The organism is Streptomyces inusitatus, from assembly GCF_014651115.1.
GTDB lineage: Bacteria > Actinomycetota > Actinomycetes > Streptomycetales > Streptomycetaceae > Streptomyces > Streptomyces amakusaensis.
In genome coordinates, this window is sequence record NZ_BMWG01000003.1 from 263990 (window position 1) to 287331 (window position 23342).

The 23342-nt window shown below is 71.7% G+C and carries 12 protein-coding genes and 1 tRNA gene; 3 read left to right on the plus strand and 10 right to left on the minus strand.

The window, feature by feature from the left end:
* Nucleotides 1–90: 90 nt before the first annotated feature.
* Nucleotides 91–798, minus strand: a complete 708-nt coding sequence (locus IE247_RS08725) for a TetR/AcrR family transcriptional regulator (RefSeq protein WP_190122376.1) — start codon at nucleotides 796–798, stop codon at nucleotides 91–93.
* A 279-nt stretch (nucleotides 799–1077) separates the two neighbouring features.
* On the opposite strand from IE247_RS08725, the gene IE247_RS08730 reads away from it, so the two are divergent.
* Nucleotides 1078–2430, plus strand: coding sequence for a M6 family metalloprotease domain-containing protein (locus IE247_RS08730; protein ID WP_229868882.1), 1353 nt, complete (start codon nucleotides 1078–1080; stop codon nucleotides 2428–2430).
* Here the strand turns inward: IE247_RS08730 and IE247_RS08735 are convergent.
* Nucleotides 2414–4117, minus strand: coding sequence for a class I adenylate-forming enzyme family protein (locus IE247_RS08735; protein ID WP_190122378.1), 1704 nt, complete (start codon nucleotides 4115–4117; stop codon nucleotides 2414–2416). The two genes, IE247_RS08730 and IE247_RS08735, sit on opposite strands and share 17 nt — an antisense overlap.
* 313 nt (nucleotides 4118–4430) lie before the next feature.
* Between IE247_RS08735 and IE247_RS08740 the strand changes: the two genes are divergently transcribed.
* Complete coding sequence (locus tag IE247_RS08740) at nucleotides 4431–5429, plus strand: LysR family transcriptional regulator (RefSeq protein WP_190122379.1); 999 nt, start codon at nucleotides 4431–4433, stop codon at nucleotides 5427–5429.
* A 40-nt stretch (nucleotides 5430–5469) separates the two neighbouring features.
* Here the strand turns inward: IE247_RS08740 and IE247_RS08745 are convergent, their stop codons facing one another.
* Both IE247_RS08745 and IE247_RS08750 read right to left on the minus strand, forming a co-directional pair.
* The gene (locus IE247_RS08745; RefSeq protein WP_373305532.1) at nucleotides 5470–6675 is read right to left on the minus strand and encodes an FAD-dependent monooxygenase; all 1206 of its coding nucleotides are present in this window, start codon (nucleotides 6673–6675) and stop codon (nucleotides 5470–5472) included.
* Nucleotides 6662–14173: a non-ribosomal peptide synthetase gene (locus tag IE247_RS08750; RefSeq protein WP_190122381.1), complete on the minus strand. Its 7512-nt coding sequence runs from the start codon at nucleotides 14171–14173 to the stop codon at nucleotides 6662–6664. The genes IE247_RS08745 and IE247_RS08750 overlap by 14 nt, the downstream gene beginning before the upstream one ends.
* A gap of 554 nt (nucleotides 14174–14727) precedes the next feature.
* Between IE247_RS08750 and IE247_RS08755 the strand changes: the two genes are divergently transcribed.
* Nucleotides 14728–14800: transfer RNA gene (locus tag IE247_RS08755), tRNA-Arg, on the plus strand.
* Between the two features lie 148 nt (nucleotides 14801–14948).
* Here the strand turns inward: IE247_RS08755 and IE247_RS08760 are convergent.
* The 6 genes from IE247_RS08760 to IE247_RS08785 all read right to left on the minus strand — a co-directional run bounded on the left by IE247_RS08760 (nucleotide 14949) and on the right by IE247_RS08785 (nucleotide 23288).
* On the minus strand, nucleotides 14949–16049 hold the full coding sequence (locus tag IE247_RS08760) for a hypothetical protein (protein ID WP_190122382.1): 1101 nt from the start codon (nucleotides 16047–16049) through the stop codon (nucleotides 14949–14951).
* A 76-nt stretch (nucleotides 16050–16125) separates the two neighbouring features.
* Nucleotides 16126–18207, minus strand: a complete 2082-nt coding sequence (gene fxlM, locus IE247_RS08765) for a methyltransferase, FxLD system (RefSeq protein ID WP_190122383.1) — start codon at nucleotides 18205–18207, stop codon at nucleotides 16126–16128.
* Nucleotides 18208–18228: 21 nt separating this feature from the next.
* Nucleotides 18229–19461, minus strand: a complete 1233-nt coding sequence (locus IE247_RS08770; protein ID WP_190122384.1) for a lanthionine synthetase C family protein — start codon at nucleotides 19459–19461, stop codon at nucleotides 18229–18231.
* Nucleotides 19458–22385, minus strand: coding sequence for a lantibiotic dehydratase (locus IE247_RS08775; protein WP_373305533.1), 2928 nt, complete (start codon nucleotides 22383–22385; stop codon nucleotides 19458–19460). The genes IE247_RS08770 and IE247_RS08775 overlap by 4 nt, the downstream gene beginning before the upstream one ends.
* A 222-nt stretch (nucleotides 22386–22607) precedes the next feature.
* Nucleotides 22608–22787 carry an FxLD family lanthipeptide gene (locus tag IE247_RS08780; protein ID WP_190122385.1) on the minus strand — a complete coding sequence of 60 codons (180 nt, stop codon included), beginning with the start codon at nucleotides 22785–22787 and terminating at the stop codon, nucleotides 22608–22610.
* Nucleotides 22788–22841: 54 nt separating this feature from the next.
* Nucleotides 22842–23288, minus strand: coding sequence for an ATP-binding protein (locus IE247_RS08785; RefSeq protein WP_190122386.1), 447 nt, complete (start codon nucleotides 23286–23288; stop codon nucleotides 22842–22844).
* Between the last annotated feature and the right edge of the window lie 54 nt (nucleotides 23289–23342).

A 23342-nucleotide genomic window follows, 5' to 3' on the forward strand; every position in this document is an offset into this window, starting at 1 on the left:
TCGTTCAGTTCGGGCTGAGGGCCCGTTTCGGGTTGAAGGCCCGTCTCAGGGTCCGGTTCAGGCCCCGCCCTGGTTCTCTGCCGCTCGGTGTCAGTGGGCCATGGGGGCTCGCAGATCCTCGATGGTGGCCGCCCGGCCGGTCAGCTGTGAGCGGGCGGGGGCCTGGAGACCGTCCAGGAAGATCTCCAGATGGCGGTGGATGAAATCCCCCATGTCCGGACAGCCGGTGTGCGGCAGCGGCCGGGTGAGCTGGGCGATGGCGACCAGTACGTCCCCGACGGCGACGTCGGTGCGCATCCGGCCCGCCGCCTGGGCCCGCTCGATCAGCTCCCGCACGGTGCGCTCCATGCGGGCGCGCCCGGCGTCCAGCTCGGGGCGGCCCACGTCGAAGGCTCCGGAGAGCACCGGGCAGAGCGCGCCGATGCGCTCGGCGGACGCCGCGTGGACGAAGCGGCGCAGCGCGTCGAAGGGGTCGTCCTCCTCGGCCGCCGCCTCGTCCGCGCGGTCCGCGATGCGCGAGACCACGGAGAGGACGACCTCGTGGATCAGGGTGGGGCGGTCGGCGAAGTGACGGTAGAGCGTGGCATTGCCGATGCCCGCGCGCCGGGCGATCTCGTCCAGCGGGACGGCCGAACCGAACTCCACGAACATCTCGCGCGCGGCCGCCACGATCCGCTCCCGGTTCCGCAGGGCGTCCGCCCTGGGCCTGGGCACGGGGCGCGCGTCCGCGCCGTCGCATCCGGCGGGGGCGCTGCGCGCGCACTCCCCGCCCTGTGTCCCGGTCCCGACGGGCCTCATCGCTCCGTCCCCTCCCTCTCCACGGCTCTCCCGATCTTCAAACGGGGAGCAGTTCCCCGGTTCTCCATGACACGGGTGCAAACGGGGAGCGCCTCCCCGGTTATTTCCCCTCCGCTCCGTGACCCGCGTCACTCTCACTTGGGCCCTGCCCGTACACCCCCGATACACCCTCGATCCCTCGTACGGCCCACCCCGCGCGCGCCGTCCGGCCGCCCGTCACAGGCTGATCCACAGAGCGCAGTCAGGGCCGGCCTGCTGTCGAGGACCCGAGGCGGTTGTATGGCCCGCATACGCCACCGGATACGCCGGGCCCGCCGCGCGGACGGGTCGGGCCGGGTCAGCGGGGCCAACGGGTCCGGCCGCCGGGCGGCCGGGTCGGGCAGGGGCCGTCGAATAGGCTTCGCGGCCGTTCTCACCGCGCTGTCGCTCGCGGCCCTGACCACGGCCGGCGGCGGCCCGCCCGCCCCCGTCCCCTCGGCCGGGCCGGTGGCCCTGGCCGACGCCACCGGGCTCGGGTCCTGTCGTATCCCCGCCGCCCGGGACATCCAGATGTCGGAGGGCATACCGACCCCGCCCGGCTACACCCGCTCCACGGGCGAGGTCCGCGCCCTCAATCTGATGATCGACTTCTCGGACGCGGAGGGCGAGGGGAAGGCGCTGGACCGGCTGGCCGAGTTCTTCCCGCAGACCTCGGACTGGTTCAGGACCAGCTCGTACGGCCGTCTCGACTACCGCCCGCACGCGCCGGTCACCGAGTGGCTGCGGATGCCGCTGTCGTTCGAGGAGTACGGGATCGAGCGCGGCTCACCGTATGAGCCCGGCTATCGCAAACTCGTCGAGGACCTGGTCACGGTCGCCGACTCGAAGGTGGACTTCAGCGCGTACGACCTGGTCAATGTGCTCGTCACACCCAACGCCGGGCCCTCGGCCCTGGACACCGTGCTCTCCGTGACCTTCTCGGGCAACGCGGAGGCCCCGATCGCCGACGGCGTCCCGCTCGCCAACACGTCGTTCGTCTACAGCCGCCAGGACGACGGCTCCGGCTCGTACGCCGAGACCGGGTTCCGGGTGCTGCCGCACGAGAACGGCCATGTCTTCGGACTGCCCGACCTCTACACCTCCGAGGGCGGGGGCGCGGTCGGCCACTGGGACATCATGTCCGAGGACTGGGGGGCCAACAACGATCTGCTGGGCTGGCACAAGTGGAAGCTCGGCTGGCTGGACTCGGCCCAGCTCGGCTGCGCGTCCGCCCCCGGCACCGCCGAATACACGCTGACCCCGCTCGCCGCCCCGGGCGGCGCGAAGATGACGATCGTCCCGCTGACCCCGGACTCCGGATACGCCGTCGAGGTGCGCACCCGCGCGGGCAACGACGAGGCCATCTGCCGGCCGGGGGTGCTGATCTACCGGGTGCACGGCGATGTGGACACCGGGCAGGGCCCGGTCACGGTCGCCGACAGCGAGCGGGACAGCGGCGGCTGCACCCGCCGTCCCAATGTGCACGCGGAACTCTCGGACGCGCCCTACCAGCCCGGTCAGTCCTTCACCGACAAGAAGAACGGAATCAAGATCTCGGTGGTCCGGAAGGAGCGCGGCGGCGGCTACACGGTCCGGGTCACCCGCCGCTCCTGAGGCCGTCGACCCCGTGCTCCGCGAGGAACGCCTCCCGCAGCTCCCGCTTGAGCGCCTTGCCCGTAGGGCTCCTCGGCACCTCCCCCAGCGCCACCCGGGCGGGCACCTTGAAGGCGGCCAGCCGGAGCCCCGCGTACCGTCTGAGCGCCTCCCCGGACACCTCCGCCGCCGCCCCGGCCCGCAGCCGCACCACGGCGACGACCTGCTCCCCCAGCACGGGATCCGGAACCCCGAACACGGCCGCGTCCTCGACCTCCGGGTGCTCGTGGAGGGCGGACTCGACCTCGGCGCAGTACACGTTCTCGCCGCCCCGGATCACCATGTCGGTGATCCGGTCGACGACGGTGATCCGCCCGCCGTCCCGCGCCACGGCGAGATCACCGGTCCGGAACCAGCCGTCCCGGAACGCCTCGGCGGTGGCCCGCTCGTCGCGCCAGTAGCCGCGTACGAGCGACTGCCCGCGCAGCCACAGCTCTCCGACCTCGCCCTCGGGCAGCTCCCGCCCGTCGGGCCCGGCGATCCTCGTCTCGACGGCGGGCGCGGGCCGCCCCACGCAGGCGGGCTCCTGGCGGCACTCGTCGCCGAAGTTCGCGAGGACGCCTCCGCCGGTCTCGGTGAGGCCGTAGCCGTTGCGGGGCTCGATCCGCCGCCCGTGGCGGGCGGTGAGCCGCGCCACGAGGTCGCCGGGGGCCGGGGCCCCGCCGGTGGCGAGATGGGTGAGCGTGGTCAGCGGGGAGCCGTGGCGCTCGGCGGCGGCCAGCAGCCCGAGCGCGGTGGCGGGCACCCCCGCGTAGTGGGTGACGCCGTGTTCGGCGATGAGCGCGAGGGCGCGTTCGGCGTCCCACTTCCGCAGCAGTACGAGGGTGCCGCCGACGGCCATCGCCGAGCAGAGCGCGGTGAACGCGGCGACATGGAAGAAGGGGTACGTCATCAGCGTCACGGGGGCGGGCCCCATCCCCGGGAGCGTTCCGCGCGCGAGGGCGGCGGCGGCCGCGTGGTAGCGGGGGTGGGTGGCGGCCCCGGCCATGGCGAGCTGGGTGGCGACGGCTCCCTTGGGCCGCCCGGTGGTGCCGGAGGTGTAGACGATGGTGGCGTCGTCCTCGGGCCGGATCTCGACGGCGGGCGGCGCGCCGTACGGGTCGGGGGCCTCGAAGTCCTCGTACCACTCGACCCCTGTGCCCCAGCCGTCCCGCCCGTCCTGCTCACCATCGAAGACCACGGCCCGCGCCCCGCTCCCGCGCCGCCAGCCGTCGACCGCCGAGAGCCGCTCCCCGTCCACCAGCAGCACGGCGGGGGCGCAGTCGTCGAGGGCGTACGTCAATTCCGCCTCGGTCCACCAGGCGTTGAGCGGTACGGCGATCAGCCCGGCCAGCTGCGCTCCCCAGAAGGCGATCTGCCACTCGGGGTGATTCCGCATCGCGATCCCGGCCCGGTCGCCGGGCCGCAGTCCGTACACCTCGGCGAACCGCCGGGCCAGCGCGCAGGCGGCGGCGAAGAACTCGCGGTAGGTGTAGGAGGCGCTCTCCCCGATGAGGAAGACCCGGTCCCCGAAGGCCCAGACGGGCTCCACGAACTCGACCAGCGTGCGGGGCCCGTCGGCGTACCGCGGGCTCCCGTCCTCGCCCCGCACCACGGCGAAGGGCGCCCCGGGCCCTGTGAGCACTCCGTCCGTCCGCACCCCGGCCACTCCTCGTACCCCGTCCGCCCCAGCTCGACCCGGCGACGCTATGCGGGGGCCTTGGACCCGTCAAGACCGGCCCCTGCACATTCACGGCTTCGGCGCATCACGGGATTGCGCGATAAACGCCGAATACCTTACGAAGCCACAATTCACCGCACGCGCGATAACCCGAGTCGAATATTGTTTCGAGATCGCCGCAACGTCGCATGCTCCTGTGGGAGATGACGCCCCACCTGGGCGGCGGGGCGGGTGCCGCATTCCCCGGCGTCCGCCCCGCCCCCATCCCCCCACTCGCTCGGCCGAACTCATGGAGCCTTGTATGCCCCCGTCTCGCACACCGGGAAAAGAGAAAGAGAACACGGCGGACCGGGAGGACATCGCGTCACTGAACCCGGCCTGGCTCCGCACCTTCATCGAGGTCTACCGGGCGGGTTCCTTCGGCAAGGCGGCCCACCGGCTGCACATCTCGCAGCCCGCCGTCACCCAGCAGATACGGGGGCTGGAACAGCGCGCCGGGGTAAGGCTCTTCGTCCGTCACGCCACCGGCTCCGAACCCACACCGGCCGCCGATCTGCTCGCGCGCGACGCCGAAGGGCCGGTGAACGCCCTCGACTCCGTGCTGAAGCGCCACTTCGGCACCGGCGATCCGCGCCGCCCGCTGCGGCTGGGCGCGCCCAGCGATCTGATCAGCGACCGGATACTGCCCGCGCTCGCCGACATGCTCATGGACCGGATCCAGCTCCGCACCACCCTCGCCCTCTCCGACACGCTCCTGTCCCAACTGGTCTCCGGGGAGCTGGACATCGCCGTCGTACGGACCCGTCCCCGGCTGAAGGGCGTCTCCGCCCGGCCGCTGTACGACGAGGAGTGCAGCCTCGTCGCCGCCCCCGGGATCGCGCGCGCCCTTCCCGGGGACCTCCTGGCCCTGGAGGCCCCGCAAGCCCCGCAGGTCCCGCAGGTCCTGGAGGCTCTGGAGGCTCTGGACGGCCACCCGCTCGTCGCCTTCGCCGAGTCCCTCCCGCTCATCGACCACTACTGGTGGTCCGTCTTCCACACCCCTGCCTCCCGGACCCCCGAGGTGGTGCTGCCCGACCACCGGGCGGTGCTCGCGGCCGTCAGGGCCTCGGTCGGCATCACCGTCGTCCCCGCCCATCTGTGCGCCGACGACATCGCCCGGGGCACTCTGGTGAACCTCCTCGAACCCGCCGTACCGCCGATCGTCACCACCTATCTGGCCGTCCGGGAGGGGGACATCGCCCACCCCGAGGTGTCCGAGGCCCACAAGAGGCTGCTCGACCAGGGGCGCACCTGGAGCTGAGACCACCGGGCCCCGGCCCGGCCCCGGGCCCGCCGGGGGCTCACCCGGGCCAGCGCAGCGCCGCCTCCTGCTGCCGCTCCAACTCCTCCTCGCCCGTCAGCCGGAGCCGTTCGTCGCGCAACGCGCACTCCCCGGGGTCCGCCAGCTGCTCCAGCTCGCTGACGGCGCGGGAAGCGGCGACCATCTCCCGGGTGCGCTCGCGCCGTTCGTCCTCGTACGCCCGGAAGGCGGCGGCGGGATCGCCCGGCGCGGCGGCCAGCCGGCGGGCGAGGGCCACCGCGTCCTCGACAGCCATCGCGGAGCCCTGCCCCAGGCTGGTCAGCATCGGGTGGGCGGCGTCGCCGAGCAGGGTCACCGGGCCCTCGCCCCAGCGCTCCAGGAAGGCGCGGTCCCGCGAGGGCACGGCGAGCACGGCCTCCGCCGGGGTGGCACGGATGATCTCCGTCACCTCGTCCGCCCAGCCCGCGTAGGTGTCGGCGATCTCGTCCCTGCCGCCGTCCCAGCCGTACGAACGGGCGGCCGGCATGTTCTTCGTACCCCACCAGTAGTAGCGGCCGTGCCCGACGTCGACGAGGCCGAAGCGGCGGCCGGTCCCCCAGTAGTGCCCCACATACCCCGGGCGCAGCGCGGGGTGCTCGAACGGCACGACGGCGAGCCAGCAGATGTAGCCGCCGTCCCGGGACTCCTCCGGGCCCGCGAGCTGTCCGCGGACGGCCGAGTTGAAGCCGTCCGCCCCGATCACCGCGTCGGCCCTCGCCTCGCTCCCGTCCTCGAAGCGCAGGGTGACGCCCGCCTCGCCGACCTCGTAGGCGGAGAGCGCCGCCCCGAGCGTCAGCGGCACATCTCCGATCCCCTCCAGCAGCGCTTCCTGGAGATCGGCGCGCGTGACGCACACGGAGGGCACGCCCAGCCGCTCGGTGACCGCCCGGATCGGGAGGTCGCGGATGACCTCGCCCCGGGTGTCGCGGATCGAGAAGGTCTCGATGACCTGTCCGCGCTTCTCCAGACCGAGATCGATGTCGAGCGACCGCAGCGCGCTGATCGCGTTGCCCATCACCGACAGCGCCGAGCCCGCCGCCCGCAGCTCCGTGGCGCGCTCGTAGATCCGTACGCCGACGCCGAGGCGGCGCAGCGCGACGGCGGCGGTCAGTCCGCCGATGCCCGCTCCCACGACGGCGACCTCTGTCCGCCGAACCGAATTCGCCCTGCCGCTCGCCATGCCGTCAGCTCCGTCACTGCTCGATATCGGGAAGGGGGAGGTCTTCCTGCGGGCCGGGACCGGGACCGCTCCGCAGCAGACCGGCCACGGTCCGCGCGGTGGTGACGACATGGGGGTGCTCCATGAGCGAGAGATGGTCCCCGGGCACCGGGACGACCCGCACCCGGCCCGCGGTCATGGCCCGCCACCCGTTGGCCGGGTCCTCGTGCCTGCTGCCGCCCGCCGTGTGCATGTCCAGCAGTACGCGGGGCAGCGGCTCCTCGGCGCGGATCAGGGTGAGGTCCTGGCGGGCCTCGTGCGGGCGGTAGTCGAGGGCGGAGTTCCAGTTCGCCTCGTACACGCGGAAGAGCCTGCGGACGACCGCGCCGGAGCTGCCCTCGGGGAGCACCCCGGTCTCGGCGGCGAACCGCGCGATGAAGTCGAACTTCTCGTCGAGTGTCGTCAGTTCCCCGGGGATCGTCTCCAACGGGGACTCGCCGCCGCGCTTCAGCGACAGCAGCTCCCAGAAGAACCAGCCCAGCAGGGCGTCCTCCTCGTGGCGGAGGCGGTGGCCGGGGTTCAGCGCGGTGGTGTCGAGCAGCAGGAGATCTTCGACGGTCTCGCCCGCGCGGGTGAGCTGGAGTGCCATCTCGAAGGCCACGAACCCGCCGAAGGACCAGCCCGCGATCGAGTACGGGCCCTTCGGCCGCACCCGGCGCACCGCGGCCAGATAGTAGGCGGCCAGCTCGGACACCGACCGCCGCGGCTCGGTCCCGGGGTCCGCGCCCGCCGCCTGGAGCGCGTACAGCGGCCGTCCGGGCGGGAGCTGCCGGGCGAGCGGTACGTAGCAGAGCACATTGCCGCCCATGGGGTGCACCAGGAAGACGGGCGCTCCCGAGCCCTCGCGGCGCAGCGGTACGAGGGGGTCGAAGGCGGGCGCGGCGCCGGTGGAGCGGAGCCGCTCCGCGAGACCGGCGACGGTCGGGCGGGTGATGAACTCCGAGAGCGGGACGGTGATGCCGTACCGCTGCTCGATGATCACCACCAGTCGCATCGCCGTCAGCGAGGTGGCCCCGAGGTCGAAGACGTCGTCGTGGACCCCGACGGCCGAGGGCGGCAGCTCCAGCAGTTCGGCGAGGGTCTCCACGAGGGAGGCCTCGTAGCCGTCCCGGAAGGTCCGGTACTCGGCCTCGGCCTCGGCCTGGGTTCCGGTCTCGGGGCGCAGCGGCAGGCGGCTCAGCTCCGCGTCGTCCCGTTTGCCGCTGGGCAGCAGCGGCAGGCGCGGCAGCCAGGCGAAATGGCCGGGGACCAGATGCGCGGGGAGCACCGAGCGCAGATGCTTGCGGAGGTCTTCCAGGGGGACCAAGTCCGGCGAGCCGACGAGGAAGGCGGCGAGCGCGGTGTCGCCGCCGGGGCCGCGCCGGGGCACCACGGCGACCTCCCTGATGCCGGGCCGCAGCTCGCCGAAGCCGATGACGGCGGCCTCGGCCTCGGCGGGTTCCACCCGGTGGCCGCGCACCTTCACCTGCGAGTCGGCGCGGCCGACGCAGACGATGTCGCCGTCCGGGAGGACGAGGCCGAGATCGCCGGTGCGGTACAGCACCCCGTACGGAGCCCGCTCCGAACCGTGTCCGTGTCCGTGCCCGTGTCCGTGTCCGTGTCCGGCTCCGTCCCCGAACGGGTGGGGGACGAAGCGCTCGGCGGTGAGGCCGGGCCGGTTCTCGTACCCCCGCGCCAGACAGACCCCGCCGATGTACAGCTCGCCGCGCGCCCCGGGCGGCACGGGCCGCAGCCGCGCGTCCAGCACATGGAGCTCGGCCCCGCCGATCGGGCGGCCGATGGGCGGCAGGGACGGGAAGGCGGCCGGCGGTCCGGTCATGGTGAAGACGGCGACGACGTGCGACTCGGTCGGCCCGTACTGGTTCTCCAGGATCGCGCCCGGGAGCGCGGCGGCGAAGCGGCGTATCTGCTCGGTGACACGGAGCTGCTCGCCGGAGGAGATCAGCACCCGCAGCGCGCGCGGGGCGATGCCCAGCGCGTCGGCGGCCTCGGCGAGCTGCTGGAGCGCCACGTACGGCAGGAAGATCCGGACGACGCCCTCCTCGTCTATCAGCCGGAGCAGGGCGGCCATGTCGTGGCGGCCCTCGTCGCCGACGAGGACCAGGGTGCCGCCGCCGCAGAGGGTGGAGAAGATCTCCTGGAAGGAGACGTCGAAGCTGAGCGGCGCGTACTGAAGGGTCGGTTCGCCGACGGCCCCGGTGGGCATCCGGTTCTGCCAACCGATCAGATTGGCCAGCGAGCGGTGCGGCACGGCGACGCCCTTGGGGACGCCGGTGGAGCCGGAGGTGAAGAGGACATACGCGGTGGAGGCGGGCGAGGGGGCCTCGGCGTCCCCTCGAAGGGAGCCCGCGACCGATTCCGTGACCGATTCCGTGACCGATTCCGTGAGCGTTTCGGCGGAGAGCAGCAGGGCCGGGTCCGGGACCAGGGCGGCGTGGCGGGCGGAGGCTATGACGCGCGGCGGGCGTGCCTGCGCGATCATCGCCGCGAGCCGGGCCGCCGGATAGCCGGGGTCCAGCGGAAGGACCGCGGCCCCCGCGAGAAGGGTGCCGACGACCACGGCGATCGTCTCGGGCGAGCGGTCCATGGCGATGCCGACGCGGTCGCCGGGCCGGATCCCGGCCGCCGGCAGCCGCGCCGCCACCGCCCGGGCGGGGGCGGCCTGCCGCCGGTAGGGCCCGCACTCCCCGCCCCAGGGCAACGGGAGGGCGGCCGGGGTACGGGCGGCCTGTGCCAGGAAGCGCGCGGTGACCGGAAGATCCGCGTCCGGGGAGACCTCGGCACGGGTCGGAGCCGGGGCGAGGAAGCCGAACCCGACCTCCTCGTCCGGCCGTTCGCACATCCGGTCGAGGATCGCGGCCCAGGTGCGGGCCAGCAGATCGGCCTGACCGGCGCTGAAGATCCGTCCGTCGAAGTCGAGGCGCAGCCGTATTCCGTCGCCGACGGGGTCGCTGACCGCGTTGACCAGCAGCGAGAAGTTCGTCCGCTCCCAGGTGCGGAAGTCCAGCAGCCGCACTCCGGGCAGCTCCAGCACCGGCCCGAGCTGGTGGAAGCGCACATAGTTGAAGGCGTGCTCGAAGACCGGAGCGCCGTGGTCCTCCTGGATCGCGCTGAGCGGGTAGCGCCGGTGGGGGTAGCCCTCGCGCTCCAGCCGGGACACCTCCCGGATCACCGCCGACCACGGTTTCCCCGCGGTCCGCACCCGCAGCGGAACGGTGTTGAGGAAGAGTCCGACGGCGCGTTCGCCCCCGGCCCGCTCCGGCCTGCCATGGGTGATCAGTCCGGTGACGACGTCCTCCGCGCCGGTGAACATCGCCAGGGTGAGGCTGTGCGCGGCGAGCAGCACCGACTTCACCGGCACCGACTGCTCGGCGGCGGTCCGCCGGACCCGGGCCACGAGTTCGGCGGGCAGCTCGACATCGCGTACGAACTGCTCCTCTTCGCCGGGGGCGGTGTGCCGGCGCATCCCCTCGACGGCGTCCGCCCCGGCTCCGCGCAGGACCTCCCGCCAGTACTCCCCGCTCCGGCCGGATTCGAGCGCGCGCCGTTCGGCGCGGACGTGGTGGGCGGCCGACGGGGGCGGGGCCTCGGACACCGGACCGATGTCCAGGCCGATGCCGTGGGCGTACTCCTGGAGCAGCTCCCGCAGCAGATTCGCCACACTGCCGCCGTCGAGCAGCGCGTGGTGGAAGCTCAGCAGCAGTTCGACGGTGTCCTGGTCCTGATCCTGATCCTGGTCCTGGTCCTGACCCCGGTCCCGGTCCCGGAGATACACCCGCAGGTGGTGCAGCGGGCCGCGCTCCATGTCGTACGCGTGGCGGCTCCGCTCCTCGGCGTGGCGCAGGATCTCGGCCTCGGCGTCGGCGTCGGCGTCGGCCCCGGCCCCGGCGTCGGTCCCGGGGAGCGGGCGCAGATCGACGACGTCGAGCGGTACGGCGGCAGCGGCGGCCGGGTGGACGATCTGGAGCGGTTCGGAGTGACTGCCCAGGTCGAAGGTGGAGCGCAGGGCGGGATGGCGGGCGGTCAGCCGCTCGGCGGCGGCGCGGAAGGCGTCCTCGTCCCAGCGGATGGCGAGGGTGTAGCGGAACACGTCCTTGTACAGGGCGGAGTGGCGCTCGCCACGGCTGTGGTAGATCAGTCCGAGCTGGAGCCGAGTGAGCGGAATGGCATCCTCCGCGCCTTCGAGCGCGGCCCGGTCGACCCGCGACACCAGCGCGAAGGGGGCAAGTTCGGCTTCCTCCCCGCCGCCGTCCGGGACCGGGACGGTGTGGCGGGCCAGCTCCGCGACGGTGGGGTGGCGCACCAGGTCCGCGAGTTCGAAGCGGAGTCCGCGCCGCTCGGCGCGGGCGCGGACGGTGAGCATGAGGATCGAGTCCCCGCCCAGCGCGTAGTAGTCGTCGTGGACCCCGACCCCGACCCCGCCGGATCCCTCTCCTTCTCCTTTGAGCACCTCGGCCCAGATCTCGGCGAGTGCCTTCTCCGTCTCCGTACGGGGCGCCTCCCCCTCCCCGCCGTCGCCGCCGACGGCGCGCGGCGCGGTCTCCGGGGCGGGCAGCGCGCGGAGGTCGGTCTTGCCGCTGGGCGTCAGGGGGAGCCGGTCGATCCGCAGCAGCAGCGAGGGAACCATGTACTCCGGCAGCGCGTCACGCAGGGCCGCCCGGATCTCCGCCTCGGGCGGGCCGTCGGCCTCGCCCGCCGCGTAATAGCCGATCAGACGGGTGCCGCCGGACGGCGACGGACCGCCGACGACGACCGCGTCCCGGACACCGGGCAGGGCGGCGAGCGCGGCGGCGACCTCTCCGGTCTCGACCCGGTTGCCGCGCACCTTGACCTGTCCGTCGAGGCGGCCCAGGTATTCGATGTTCCCGTCGGCGAGCAGCCGGGCGAGATCCCCGGTGCGGTAGAGCCGCCCGCCCGGGGTGAAGGGGTCGGGGACGAATCTCTCCTCGGTGAGTTCGGGCCGGCCGAGATAGCCGCGCGCCACCTGCACCCCGCCGATGTACAGCTCGCCGGGGAGGCCGGGCGGCTGCGGATGTCCGTACTCGTCCAGGATGTACAGCGCCGTGTTGTCCACCGGCCGTCCGATCGGGACCCGTCGGACGGGACGGCCGTCCGGTTCGGCCGCGCAGATGTACGAGGTGACATCGACGGCCGCCTCGGTCGGCCCGTACAGATTGACCAGCCGGGGCGGGGCCGGCACCCGGTGCGCGAAGACCCGGTGGAACTGGTCGACGCGGTCGGGCGGGAGCGCTTCGCCGCTGCAGAAGACATACCGCAGGGACGCGGCCTCCCCGAGCCGTGAGGGGTCCCCCTCCAGCAGGTCCAGGAAGGGGCCGAGCATCGAGGGGACGAAGTGGAGGACGCTCACACGGTGTTCGCCGACCGTCCGCAGCAGAGTGCGCGGATCCTTCTCGCCCCCGGGCTCCAGCAGGACCAGCGCCGCCCCGTCGGCCGCCCACCAGAACAGCTCCCACACCGATACGTCGAACGAGATCGGCGTCTTCTGGAGCAGGGTGTCCGCCGCGCCGATGGGATGGAGGCGCTGGGTCCACTCCAGCCGGTTGACCACCGAGCGGTGCTCGACCATGACGCCCTTGGGGCGGCCGGTCGAGCCGGAGGTGTAGATGACATAGGCGAGATGCCCGGGGGTGGCGACCGGCTCCGGGGGGTCCGTACGGGTCTCGGCGGCGAGCAGCTCGGCGAAGCCGTACGCGCGAGCACTGCCCGTTTCATCCGCTTGATAGGTGCCGTCATGGACGACGACCCGGGCCCCGCTGTCCGCGAGCATGAACCGGATGCGCTCGGCCGGGTAGTCCGGGTCCACCGGAACGTACGCCGCGCCCGCCTTCAGCACCCCGAACAGCGCCACCGGAAGATCGATCCCGCGCCGCATCACCACCGCGACCCGGTCCTCCTCCCCCACCCCCCGCGCCCGCAGGGCCCTCGCCAGACGATTCGCCCGCCGGTCCAGCTCGCCATAGGTGAGCGAGCGGCCGGTCGCGGCGTCCGTCACCGCCGTCCGCTCCCCGTGCCGGGCACAGCTCTCCTCGAAGAGCCCATGCACCGTCCGCCGCCCCTGCCCCGGCACGGTCCGCCCCCGCCCGAGCGCCAACACGGCCGCCCGCTCCTCCCCGCCCGTCAGCGGCGTCTTTGCGAGCGGCCGGTCCGGCGCCTCCACCCCCGCCGCCAACAGCCTCTTGAGCTGCTCCGCGACGGCGGCAACCGGCAGATCCTCGTCGAACACATCCGTCGCGTGAACGAGATCCACCCGCATGCCGGGCACATCACTGAAGTCCTCTATATAGACATTGAGAACGCTCTGATCCCGCCCGGGAGCCGTAATACCCGTCTCCCGCTCGACGCCGTCCAGCGGCCTCGGCCGCTCGTACCGCAGATAGGACACCGTCACATCGAAGAGTTCCCTGGTACGAGAGCCGTCCGCCGCGAGATCCCGCAACACGTCCCCGAAGGAGGTCCGCTCATGCCGCTGCAACTCCCGTACATCGGCACGCACTTCCCGTACGGCCTCCTCCAACGGCCGCCCATGGACCTCCCGCACCCGTAACGGCAGCGTATTGGCGAGCTGCCCGAGCGGCGCCCCCTCCCACGACCGCCGGTTGAGCAGCGGCACCCCCAGCACCACCTCATCCACCCGGTGCACCCTCGCGAGCCACCCCCCGAGCACCGTGGCCACATACGCGAAGGGCGAGTACCGAGCGCCGATACGATCCATCAGCTCCGGCCCCACCGTGAAGCCGTACCGCACCATCCGCCGCCCACCACTGGGCGCCCTCCGAGCGAACAGCGCGGGCTCCACCCCCGCCATGGCCTTCCGGTGAAACTCCCGGTCCTCGGCCGCCTGCCGCCCCGACCTGTACTCGGCCTCCCGCTCCACCAGCGAGACACTGGACGGACCCCCGACGGGCGGAAGCTCCACACCCTCGGCGACAACACTCGCGTAGTCCTCGAAGATCCGCCGGCTGAGCTGATTCAGCGTCCAGCCGTCCACCGCGATGTGATGCGCCTTGACGACCAAATGCACCACCCCGGCACTCTCCACCACCAGCGCCGCCTCAACCACCGGCCCCCGCCCGAGCACCACCGGCCGCGCCATCTCCCTCTCCAGCCACCCGGCCACCGCCCCCGCCGGATCCCCCTCCCCCGAGAGATCCACCCTCCGCACCCTCAGCGGCCCCTCATCGACCCACTGCCGCGCCACCCCGTCCCGCTCCTCGAACCTCAGCCGAAACGTGTCGTACTCACCGAACGCCCGCTCAACCCGGCGAGCCAGCTCATCCCGGTCGACCGCACCCTCAAGCCTCTCGTGCAACCGGCAGTTGAACTGCGGATCCCCCGGCAGCAGCACCGCCGCCGCCCAGATGTCCCGCTGGTAGGCGGTCAGCGGGTACAGGGCGGGGGTTCCAAGCGGGACGGGGATTCCGGGCGGGACGGGGGCCGAGGCTTCCGGGTGGCTGCCGCTTCGCATGCTTCCTCTTCCCCCGCGGCCCATACCGCCGCCGATAAATCCAGACCGACGGACGGACGCTACAAACCATTGCGCGAATTTGTCAACGATGCATTTACCGACCCCCTTACCAGCGTTTCCCCATAGGCCAGATTATTGGCATCATGAATTGAGTTATTGGACACTTCGGCGGGCGGCGGGGTCTACTGACAGGGCATGCCTGCGTCAAGGATCCGCAGGTGGCAGCCGCCTCTCTCATCGGGAACAAGGGTCGGGCGGCCCGATACCAAACAGGTCAATTCTCGATACAACAATGCGCCGAACCTTGAATATCAGAACCTCACCCGGCACCCGCCGAAGGGTTTCACCAACACCACCCCTCCCATCCCCCAAGAGAACACCCCACACAAAACAGCACCCCCACCGGAACAAATCCACCGCCACGGACTCGCAACAGCTCCGCCACCCAGACCGAGCCGAGCACCCACCCCGCCCACCCCGAGGCGATCACTCCAGCCGCCCTCACCGGCTACACTGACGGCGGTACGCCAGTCCGCTGGCGAGCGCCACTCCTCGCCTTCGTAGCTCAGGGGATAGAGCACCGCTCTCCTAAAGCGGGTGTCGCAGGTTCGAATCCTGCCGGGGGCACAACGGTTACCGCTCTGACCTGGGGTTTCTCACCCAGGAAGGCGCTCTACTCGGCCTCGGACTCCTCGTCCGAGGCCGTTTGCGTGCGCGGACGGAGAGTCGATCTCCAAAATTCCTCCCACGGATCAACACCATCCGGTGACACTGATCACCACAGTGCAAAGCTGTCCCGGATCACCTTGTCGCTGGTACGCAGGGCCGCCGACAGCTCACCGTGCAGATGGTCCGGGATGGCCCCGGCACCCAGCGCGCAGGCCCGGACCAGGGCGTGGCAGTCCTGGGCCTCCCGATCTGTGGCCAGGGTGAGGAAGCACGGGTGGGCCATAACCTCGCGTGCCGCGTAGCCGTCCTCGGCTTCGGTCGTCCTGCGGTGGAGGTCTTCCGCGATGTGCTGCGCGGCGGGTGCTTTGACGGTGTCGACCGTGTCGAGAATGGTGAGGCCCAGCCGGATGTCGAAGACGGTCATCCCGGGCTCTGCCGACCGTTGAAGGTAGGCCGCGATCAGTTCTGCCAGGTGGTCATCGCATGGCTGTTGGGCCTCGCGGCGGCACAGGACGGCCAGGCACGCCGTGACGAGTTGTTCCCAGGGGTCTCCGGGCGTCGTGTCGTGGAGGAGCGTTGCTGCCGATGCCGTGTCGCCGGATACGAGGGCGGTCAGTACGGCGACCTGGCGGCCGTCGAGCATCCGCTTGCCGACGCCCCGGTGGGACTCGATGTGCGTCAGGGCCTCAACCCAGCGTCCGGCGGTGGTGAGGGTGCGTGTGCCGTCGGCGAGGAGTACCCGCCAGAGCCAGGCACGGACCTCTTGGCGGTCGGCTTCGGTCGCCGTGAGGTCCGCCGGTATCCCGACGCCGTCGAAGCGGGCATGTGCGCCTGCCTCGACGGCTCCGTACAGGTCGAGCAGGCGTTGACGTCCCTCGTCGGCGCGGCCGACGCGGATCTGGAGGCGGGCGAGGTTGACGACGGGTTCGAGTCCTCGGATCGCGCTCGTCCCGGACAGCGGACAGGCGTGGAGGTACGCGGCGGCGTGCTGGTGGCACAGCTCGCGCGCCAGGTGGGGAAGGCCGAGGTCGGAGGCGATGAGCGCGGCCTGGTTGTAGACGGCCGATGCCAGGCCCTGGTCGGGCTTCCGTACCGCGGTGTCGGCCAGATCGGCGAGCGCGCGGATACGTTGGGGCAGGGGTGAGCAGGCGGGGCGGAATCGGGCGACGAGCGGGAAGCGCTGGGCGGTGGGTCCGTGCGGGTCCATGAGTCCCCCGGGGCGTGGTTGGGGACGGTGCCCGCCCGCCGTAGGCCGACGGGCACCGCCGTCTATCTGTCGGTTGTCACTGCCAGTCGACGACGATCCGGTTCAGCGGGGTGTTGAGGGCGAAGAGACCGGGACGCTGTTCGACGGGTGGGGCGTCGAGAGGCTGGATCTCGAAGGTGGCCTCCCGGCCGCGGTACTCCCGGTCCCAGGTGCGGATGGCGTCGGCGACCTTCGCGGCCAGTTCATCGCTGCCGGGGCCGTGGCCGATGACACCGAACTCCCAGAGCTTGCCGCCCTCCGAGGTCCTCTTCTCCAGCAGCCGCCGGGCCAGGTACGTGACGGCGCCCTTCTCGACAGCCGCGGTGGACGATGGGTACGGGTCCTCGCTGAGCAGCCCGCCCTTGGCGCTCTGCGGGAAGAGCATCCGGATCAGTCCGGAGGGCAGGGAACAGGTGAGGAACAGCTCCATCCATTCCGGCGACTCCAGGGCGCGGACCGTCATCCCGGTCCACTCCTCGATGCGCGGCTGCTCCAGAACGCGGGCGAGGGCGTCGGCGTCGATGTCCTGTCCGGCGGGGGCCTGAAGCCGGACGGTGCCGTCGGCACTGAGCGGAACGACCCGCCGGTCGTCGTCGGCGATGCCTCGCCGGAGCGGCATGAAGGTGTTCATCTCACTGCCGAGCGACACCCATCGGCCGCCGCGCTGTTCGTACGCGATGGAGCGGGCGACGCTGCCCTTGAGCCGCTGGGGGACGAGGAGCCTTCCCCCGGGGGCGAGTTGCTCCAGCCAGGCGTGCGGCACACCGTGCGCGCCGACGGTGGCGATGATCCGGTCGTATGGTGCGCCTTCCGCGTATCCGAGAGCGCCGTCCCTGGTAACGGCCTCGACGTTGGTGATCCCGGCTGCGGCGAGGTGGGCGCGGGTGCCCTCCACGAGGTCTTCGTCCACGTCGAGGGTGGTGACGTGACCGGTCTCGCCGACCAAGTGCGCGAGAAGTGCGGCGTTGTAGCCGCTTCCGGCGCCGAGTTCGAGGACGCGGTCGCCGGGACGAACGTCGAGCTGGTCCAGCATGAGGGCGACGACCCCCGGCTGGGAGGCACAGGAGATGGAGGTGCCGTCGGTGTCGTACTTGATGTGCACCGGCGCGTTGGCGTAGGCGTCTTCGAGTGACGCGTCGGGCACGAACGCATGGCGGGGGACGGTCCGCAGGGCGTTCTCGACGGCTGCGGTGCCGGCGTGTCCGTTCGCCCGGATCTGGTCGACCAGGGTGTTCCGGAGGCGCTCGGCCTCCGCCGAGTCGGCGGTGATCGTGTCGGTGTTCACCGCGCCGACGTTGTCGACGTCCGCCGCTGCCCCGCTGAGCGCTGCGGTGTTGTCACTGGTTCCCATGACTACCTCTCGTGCGATGTTGAACAGAGCGCTCTGGTCGTCCCGAAGGAGACCGGCGCGGTTGGCGTGGAAGATCACGTGGTGGGCGAGCACCGCCCGCAGGCCACGGGTGAGACCACCGTGGTTCGCGAGATCGGTGAGCGCCGCCCCGGCCCGCTCGAAGGCGGTGACCCATTCGTCATGCCTGTGGAACGGGCCGCCCGGGTGGCAGAGACTGCGGGCGTCGGCCGTCATCAACTTTCGTACGGTGGGAGCAAGCTCGGCGGCCCGTTCGGCCGGCAGCGGATCGGTGGCCGGTCGAAGGGCGGCGACCTTCGACCAGACGTCCCCCTGCTCGAACCAGTCGAGCCCGGCACCGCGCAGCATGGAGCTCACCAGCAGGACGACGGTCTCTCGCCGCCCCAGGTGCCTCGGGCCCGGCTGGTACGTCAGCAGGTGATGGGAGTCGCTGTGGAACAGCTCGTGGGCTGCGTCCATGGCGGCCCGGCCGCCGAACGCGTCGGTCTCGGGCTCGTAGGTATCAGGCCGCCACGATACGACTGAACCCTCACCGACCAGGTCGTCCAGCAGCGACTCCACGACTGAGGCCGGTTTGTCGGCGCGATACCGCAAGGGCCAGGGCTGCTTGTTCATGAACCACCAGCCGGAGAGCTGCCCGGCCGCCTCGGCGGTGATCAGCGCTGGGGCGAGGCGTTTGGCGATGACGAGTTGGGCGCGCGGGCGGTCGACGAAGGTGATGCTGTGCTGGTGCCAGCGGTCGGAAGGCATCGGGGTCCTTCGGTCGGTGGATCAGGCGATGAGCAGGCAGGAGTCCCAGGAGGATCGGGGCGGGGTGGTGGTGCTGGGCGCGATGAGCGCCAGGGCGACACCGGCAGCACCGTCGAGAAGGCCGGGATCTCCGCTCCTGAGCGCCGCGCCCGGTGGGTGGATCTTGTCCAGGAGAGCCGGGATCGCGGCGCGTATCCGGTCCGCGGTCATGGCATGGGCGTCGTCGGCGACACGGGCGGCGAGGTGGGCAAGCCCCGCGAAGCCGTGGCAGAGGCCGTCGTCCGTGATGACCTTGAGCTGATCGGAGTCAGTGAGGGCGGCCACGAGGGCGTTCTCGGCCTCGATCCGGCGGTGGGCGTCTCCGAGGATGAGCGCCGCGAGCTGCTGAGCACGGGCGAGGCCAGCGGTCCCGTAGCACCACGACGGTCGCCGGGGCACGGACGGAGTCAGACGGTTGGCCCGCAGTTCGTCCCGGGTGATCCAGTACGGCCACGCCGGACCGGGCCCGGTCTCCCAGCGGTCCAGCCACGCCAGGATCGTCCGCATCGCCGCGTGGTGCCCGCTGACGACGGTTCCGTGCTGGGCGGCCAAGGCCAAGAGGGCGAGTACGCCGCCGATGCCGTGCGCCATGCCGTGGTTGGCGTGGCCGCCGGGGAAGCGGTCGTCCGGGTTGCCCGAGGGGCCGGTCTCCGTCCACCAGCCGGGCAGGGTCTCGTCCTGGTCGGTCAGCGGTTCGGTGAGGCGTACGCAGTAGTCGAGCACGGCACGCGTCGTGTCGCCGTCGGGGCTGCGGCGCAGAAGATATGCCCCGTACCCGGTGAGCCCTCGGATGGCATCGAACTCGGCGAGCTGAGGCAGGCGCCCGGCGTCGATGCGGCGGTGGGCGGCATCCAACCGGCGCCCAACATCGATCGCGATCTGCTGGTCCATTGCCTCCAAGGCGCGCTGGTATGAGCCGGGAACCTGGTCCGCCGCACAGGCCAGGGCATGGGCAAGGGCGGGAGCCCCGTAGAAGGGGTGGCTGTCGGGACCGCTGGTGAGGGGTTGGCGGGAGGCAGCGGCGAGCCAGTCGTGAGCCCGCTGCCATGGTCCGAGGCCATGCGCGGCCAGTTCGATGTGCAGGAGTGCGATGCCGGGAGGGCCGTAGGCCAGGTGCTGCCCGTACGAGGGCACTGCCCAGGACCGGGGCACGTCGGGATCGGCGAGCTGGGACGCGATGGCGGCGGCCAGGTCGAAAGCCGGGTGGGTGGTCATGACGGCCTCCTCTTTCCACGGGCGGTCCAGGCGAGAGCGGCAGCGCGCGCCAGGTAGAGGCACACCTCTTCCTCGGGGAAGTTCACCGCGACATGCCGCACGAAGTGGACGTGCAAGAGGGACGTCAGAACGTCGTCGACGGCGATTCCCTGGGTGTCCGGACCCGGCAGGTGGGGCCGGTAGGCAGCAAGGGCCGCGTCCCGGTCCGCCCACCCGGACACGATGGCTTCCCCGCCTGGTACTCCGCGCAGCGCCGCCCAGTCGTCGCGGGGGTCGGCCAGTCGTACGGCCTCAGTGAACTGCGGGCGCGATACGGGTGCGGGAGCCGTCGGTGGAATGTGGTCGAGCAGCCACCGCATCCCGGCTTCCGTGCTGCCGAGGAAGGCGGAGGCGATGGCGGCGGTGTGCGCCGCCACCAGGGCACGTTGGCCGGGACGCTGCCGCTGCGCGAGCTGCGCCACCACGGCACGCGAGTCGGCCCGGAAGACATCCTCGGCGGCCTCCCACGCCGCGCCGGAACCCCAGCGGCCCATCTCGCGGTACGAGGTCGGATAGCGCAGATCGGCAAGCAGGCCGGCCCGGCGCAGCTCGTCGGCCCACTCGCTCACCGCACGGGCGGTCTCGCCGAAGTCATCCGGATGGGGAAGAGCGATGCGGAGGCGGAGGTGCTGGGCCGGGTCGCGGAAGCGGATGAACCACCAGGGTGGGTTGCCGAGCTGCTTCAGTAGGTCGGGCAGGTGCTGGGCGAGCACGGTGTCCTGGCGGCGGGTGTCTCCGTACAGGGTGGACAGGAGTACGGGGGAGGTGGCTGGCGGCTGCATCTGTGCTGGTGAGAGCGCACGAGCCGGGGTGGGGGCGGGTAGGGGCGGCCACGCCGTCGGCCGTACCGCCTTGAGTGGCAAGACGACCTCGTGGGCACGCCCGCCGCACCAGCCGTACCCCTCCGGGGCTTCGACGAGCACGGCGGTGTGCGCACGGTCGAGGTGCTGGCGGAGCAGCGTTCGGTGACCAGCCTCGTCGAGGTCGAGGAAGAGGTGCTGGTCTCCCTCCACGAGATAGACCTGCCGTGGCAGCTGCCGCCGAACCCGCCAGTCGGCCAGGGCCGCATGCCACTTGGCGCCGCTGGGCAACTCCGACGACTCCAGCCGCCAGCGCGCCGGAGCCAGCACCGTACGTCCGTAGCGGAGACGCGGAAGGAACGGCATCGCTGCAGCGGCACCCCAATCGAACACGGTGACCTGCGCGCACTGGGCCCGGGACAGCTCGGTGAGGAAGCGTGCCAGCGGCGGGGTGTGCGTGCGCAGGTTCAGCGCGTTCATTCCCACCGCTTCGATGCGGTGGCCCCGCTCGGGGGCGGCCAGGTACATCCGGCGTCCGTCGCACGCGACCGCGAGATCGTCGAGGGTGAGAACGCCGGCGTCAGGGGCTCGGTGCTCCTGGAGGCTGATCACGGTGGGCAGGACCTGGGGTGTACGAGTGACATGAGCGCTTTCGGGGAGCAGCGGCGGGAAGGAGAGCTGCGCGGGCACGGTGTCACCGTCCGCGGTCGGGAGATCAGCCAGCTCCGTGCTCAGCGCCTCACGGTCTGCGGGCTCCAGCACACTGAGGAAGCGTCCCGTGGAAACGCCGACGCCGCGTGACACGCTCACGATCTCCAGCCGGAACCGCCCGCGCCGCAAGTCCTCCGAGCCGGCCGAGTGCACCCGTACACCTACCTCCAGGTGCGGTGGAACCCGCAGGTCGTCGGGCCCCACATCGAGAGCGGCGACCAGCTCGTCGGTGAGGACGACCTCCTCCTGGCCTTCGAGCGCGGCAGTCTGCGCCAGGCGTACGAGTACGTCGTCCCGAGCGGAGACCCGAGGCCGGCGCGCACGGGCCGGAGTGCCCGGGTAGCCGTCGGGATAGCCGACGCCACTGTCCGCCACGGCCTCCTTGAGGGGCACCATCGTGCCGATGCCGTACCGCTCGTAGAACCGCTGGTGATACTCGCCCCAAGCAGCGGTTCCGTACGGGCGAGCGCTCAACCGGGTCAGGACGAGCGCGGCACGTTCGACTTCCCGGGCCAATGCCTCCGGCAGGACGAGCTTTGCGTTCAGCTGTAGGTCGAACGCGATGGGGTGGCGCTTCCCGTCCGGCACGAGCTCCCGCATCCGCGCGGCGGCTCTGTCCCGACCGTCATGCGTGGAGCACTCCCTCAAGGCTGACCGGATCGCGCGCAGCTCGGCCACCGTCTTCGAGGTCCGTGCAATGCTCTCGGCTTCGACGGCGTCGAGCTGGTCGACGAGGTACCCGAGAGCGTCGGTCTCCGTGCTCGGGGCGTGCAGGCCGGTGATCAGCACCCGCCGTCGGATCAGCTCCGCCAACAGCCGACGGGTCTTCTCCGGCCCGGCCTCGGGGAACTCCGCCCGGAGTTTGCTCAGAAGCCTGCCCACCCTGATCGGCACCTCGGCCGCGGTGAGGGTCGCCCGCACTGGTGCGGTAAGGGCCAGCGATGCCTCGACGGCGCGGGTCTCGTCGCCTCGGGCATCAGACTGAAACGGCACGATGAGCCGGTCCTCACGGACCGACGCGGTGTTGTTGGCAACGACGGACAGCCGTTCGAGCAGCTCCGGGCACGACTCCAGCCGCTGTACGACCGTGGCCAGCCACTCCGCCCCGGCTCGGCCGACGAGCACGTGTTCCTCGCCCCAGTCCGCACTCGCCCGCGATCCGAATGATGCGGCGGCCACACCGGCGAACAGCCCAAAGGGAGTCGCCCGGTGCTGGGCCCGCAACAAATACCGGACCACGGAAAGTACCGTACGCCGAAGGGCCCGCAGATCGGGCCGTTGAGCTGTGCACAGGCTCTGCACTTGCGCGGCCAGCGCCGGACTGGAGTGCTGCAAGCTCTCGGCGAAGACCTGGTTCGCCCAGACCGCACGCAGCCACGCCGCTTGATTTGCTGCGGCATCGGTCAGCCCGTCGTTCAGGTCGGGCCACGGAGGGACCGCCAGCGGCGGCCGGGCGACGGCGCGCACGAGCACGGTTGTTCCAGCGCGGAACGCAGCAGTCACGGTAACCACCGACTACCTCCGTAGGGTGCGGGAACGGGCGGCTGGTGCCGCCGCACGGAGGCAGCGGCACCAGCCGAACTGGCCAAGGGCAGGTCAGGCGACGTTGGTCGTGCAGGCCCCGCAGGTGGTGCCGCAGTTGTCGTCGGTCAGATTGACCAGCCCAGCCGGGTCGGCAATCTCGACGAGGGAGACATCCAGGTCGAAGCTGTCCGATGCCTCGGGCGTCCGGGGGCGGACCTGGGTGAGACTGGGGATCACGATGTTGCGCGTCATGGTGACTACCTCCTTGTTTCGTGGGTTCACTGGTTGATGCAGCCGACGGGTCGTTCATCCGTCGCTGGTGAGCTGAAGCTCGGCCCAGACCTCCTTTCCCCATGGGCACCTGTCCGAGCCGTACAGGTCATAGCCCCTGCAGTCCGACACCGCGTCGATGAGAAGCAGGCCGCGGCCCGACTCGTCACCGTGGTCCGCGTGGCCGGCGGCGGGCAGACGCTCCGGTTCCCAATCCACGACGCCGACCCGGACCCGAGACGCGCTCGGGCGTCCCACGGTCAGACGGATGTCGTGGCACGAGGTGTGCTTCGACGCGTTCGCGATCAGTTCCGTGACGATCAGCACGGCACCGTCGGCGAGTTCATCCAGGCACCACGCACCGAGTACACGCTGGACTAGCTTGCGGCCGGTCTCAGCGGTGGACGGCTGGCACGGGATGGTCTGGCTGTAGGCGGGGTGCCCGACACGGGCGGCATGAACAGGTGTGTTGAGACTCGTCATGGGGATGGAGCCTTCGGGTTGTCTCGGTGCCCGGTCCGCCCCTTGCGAGATGTG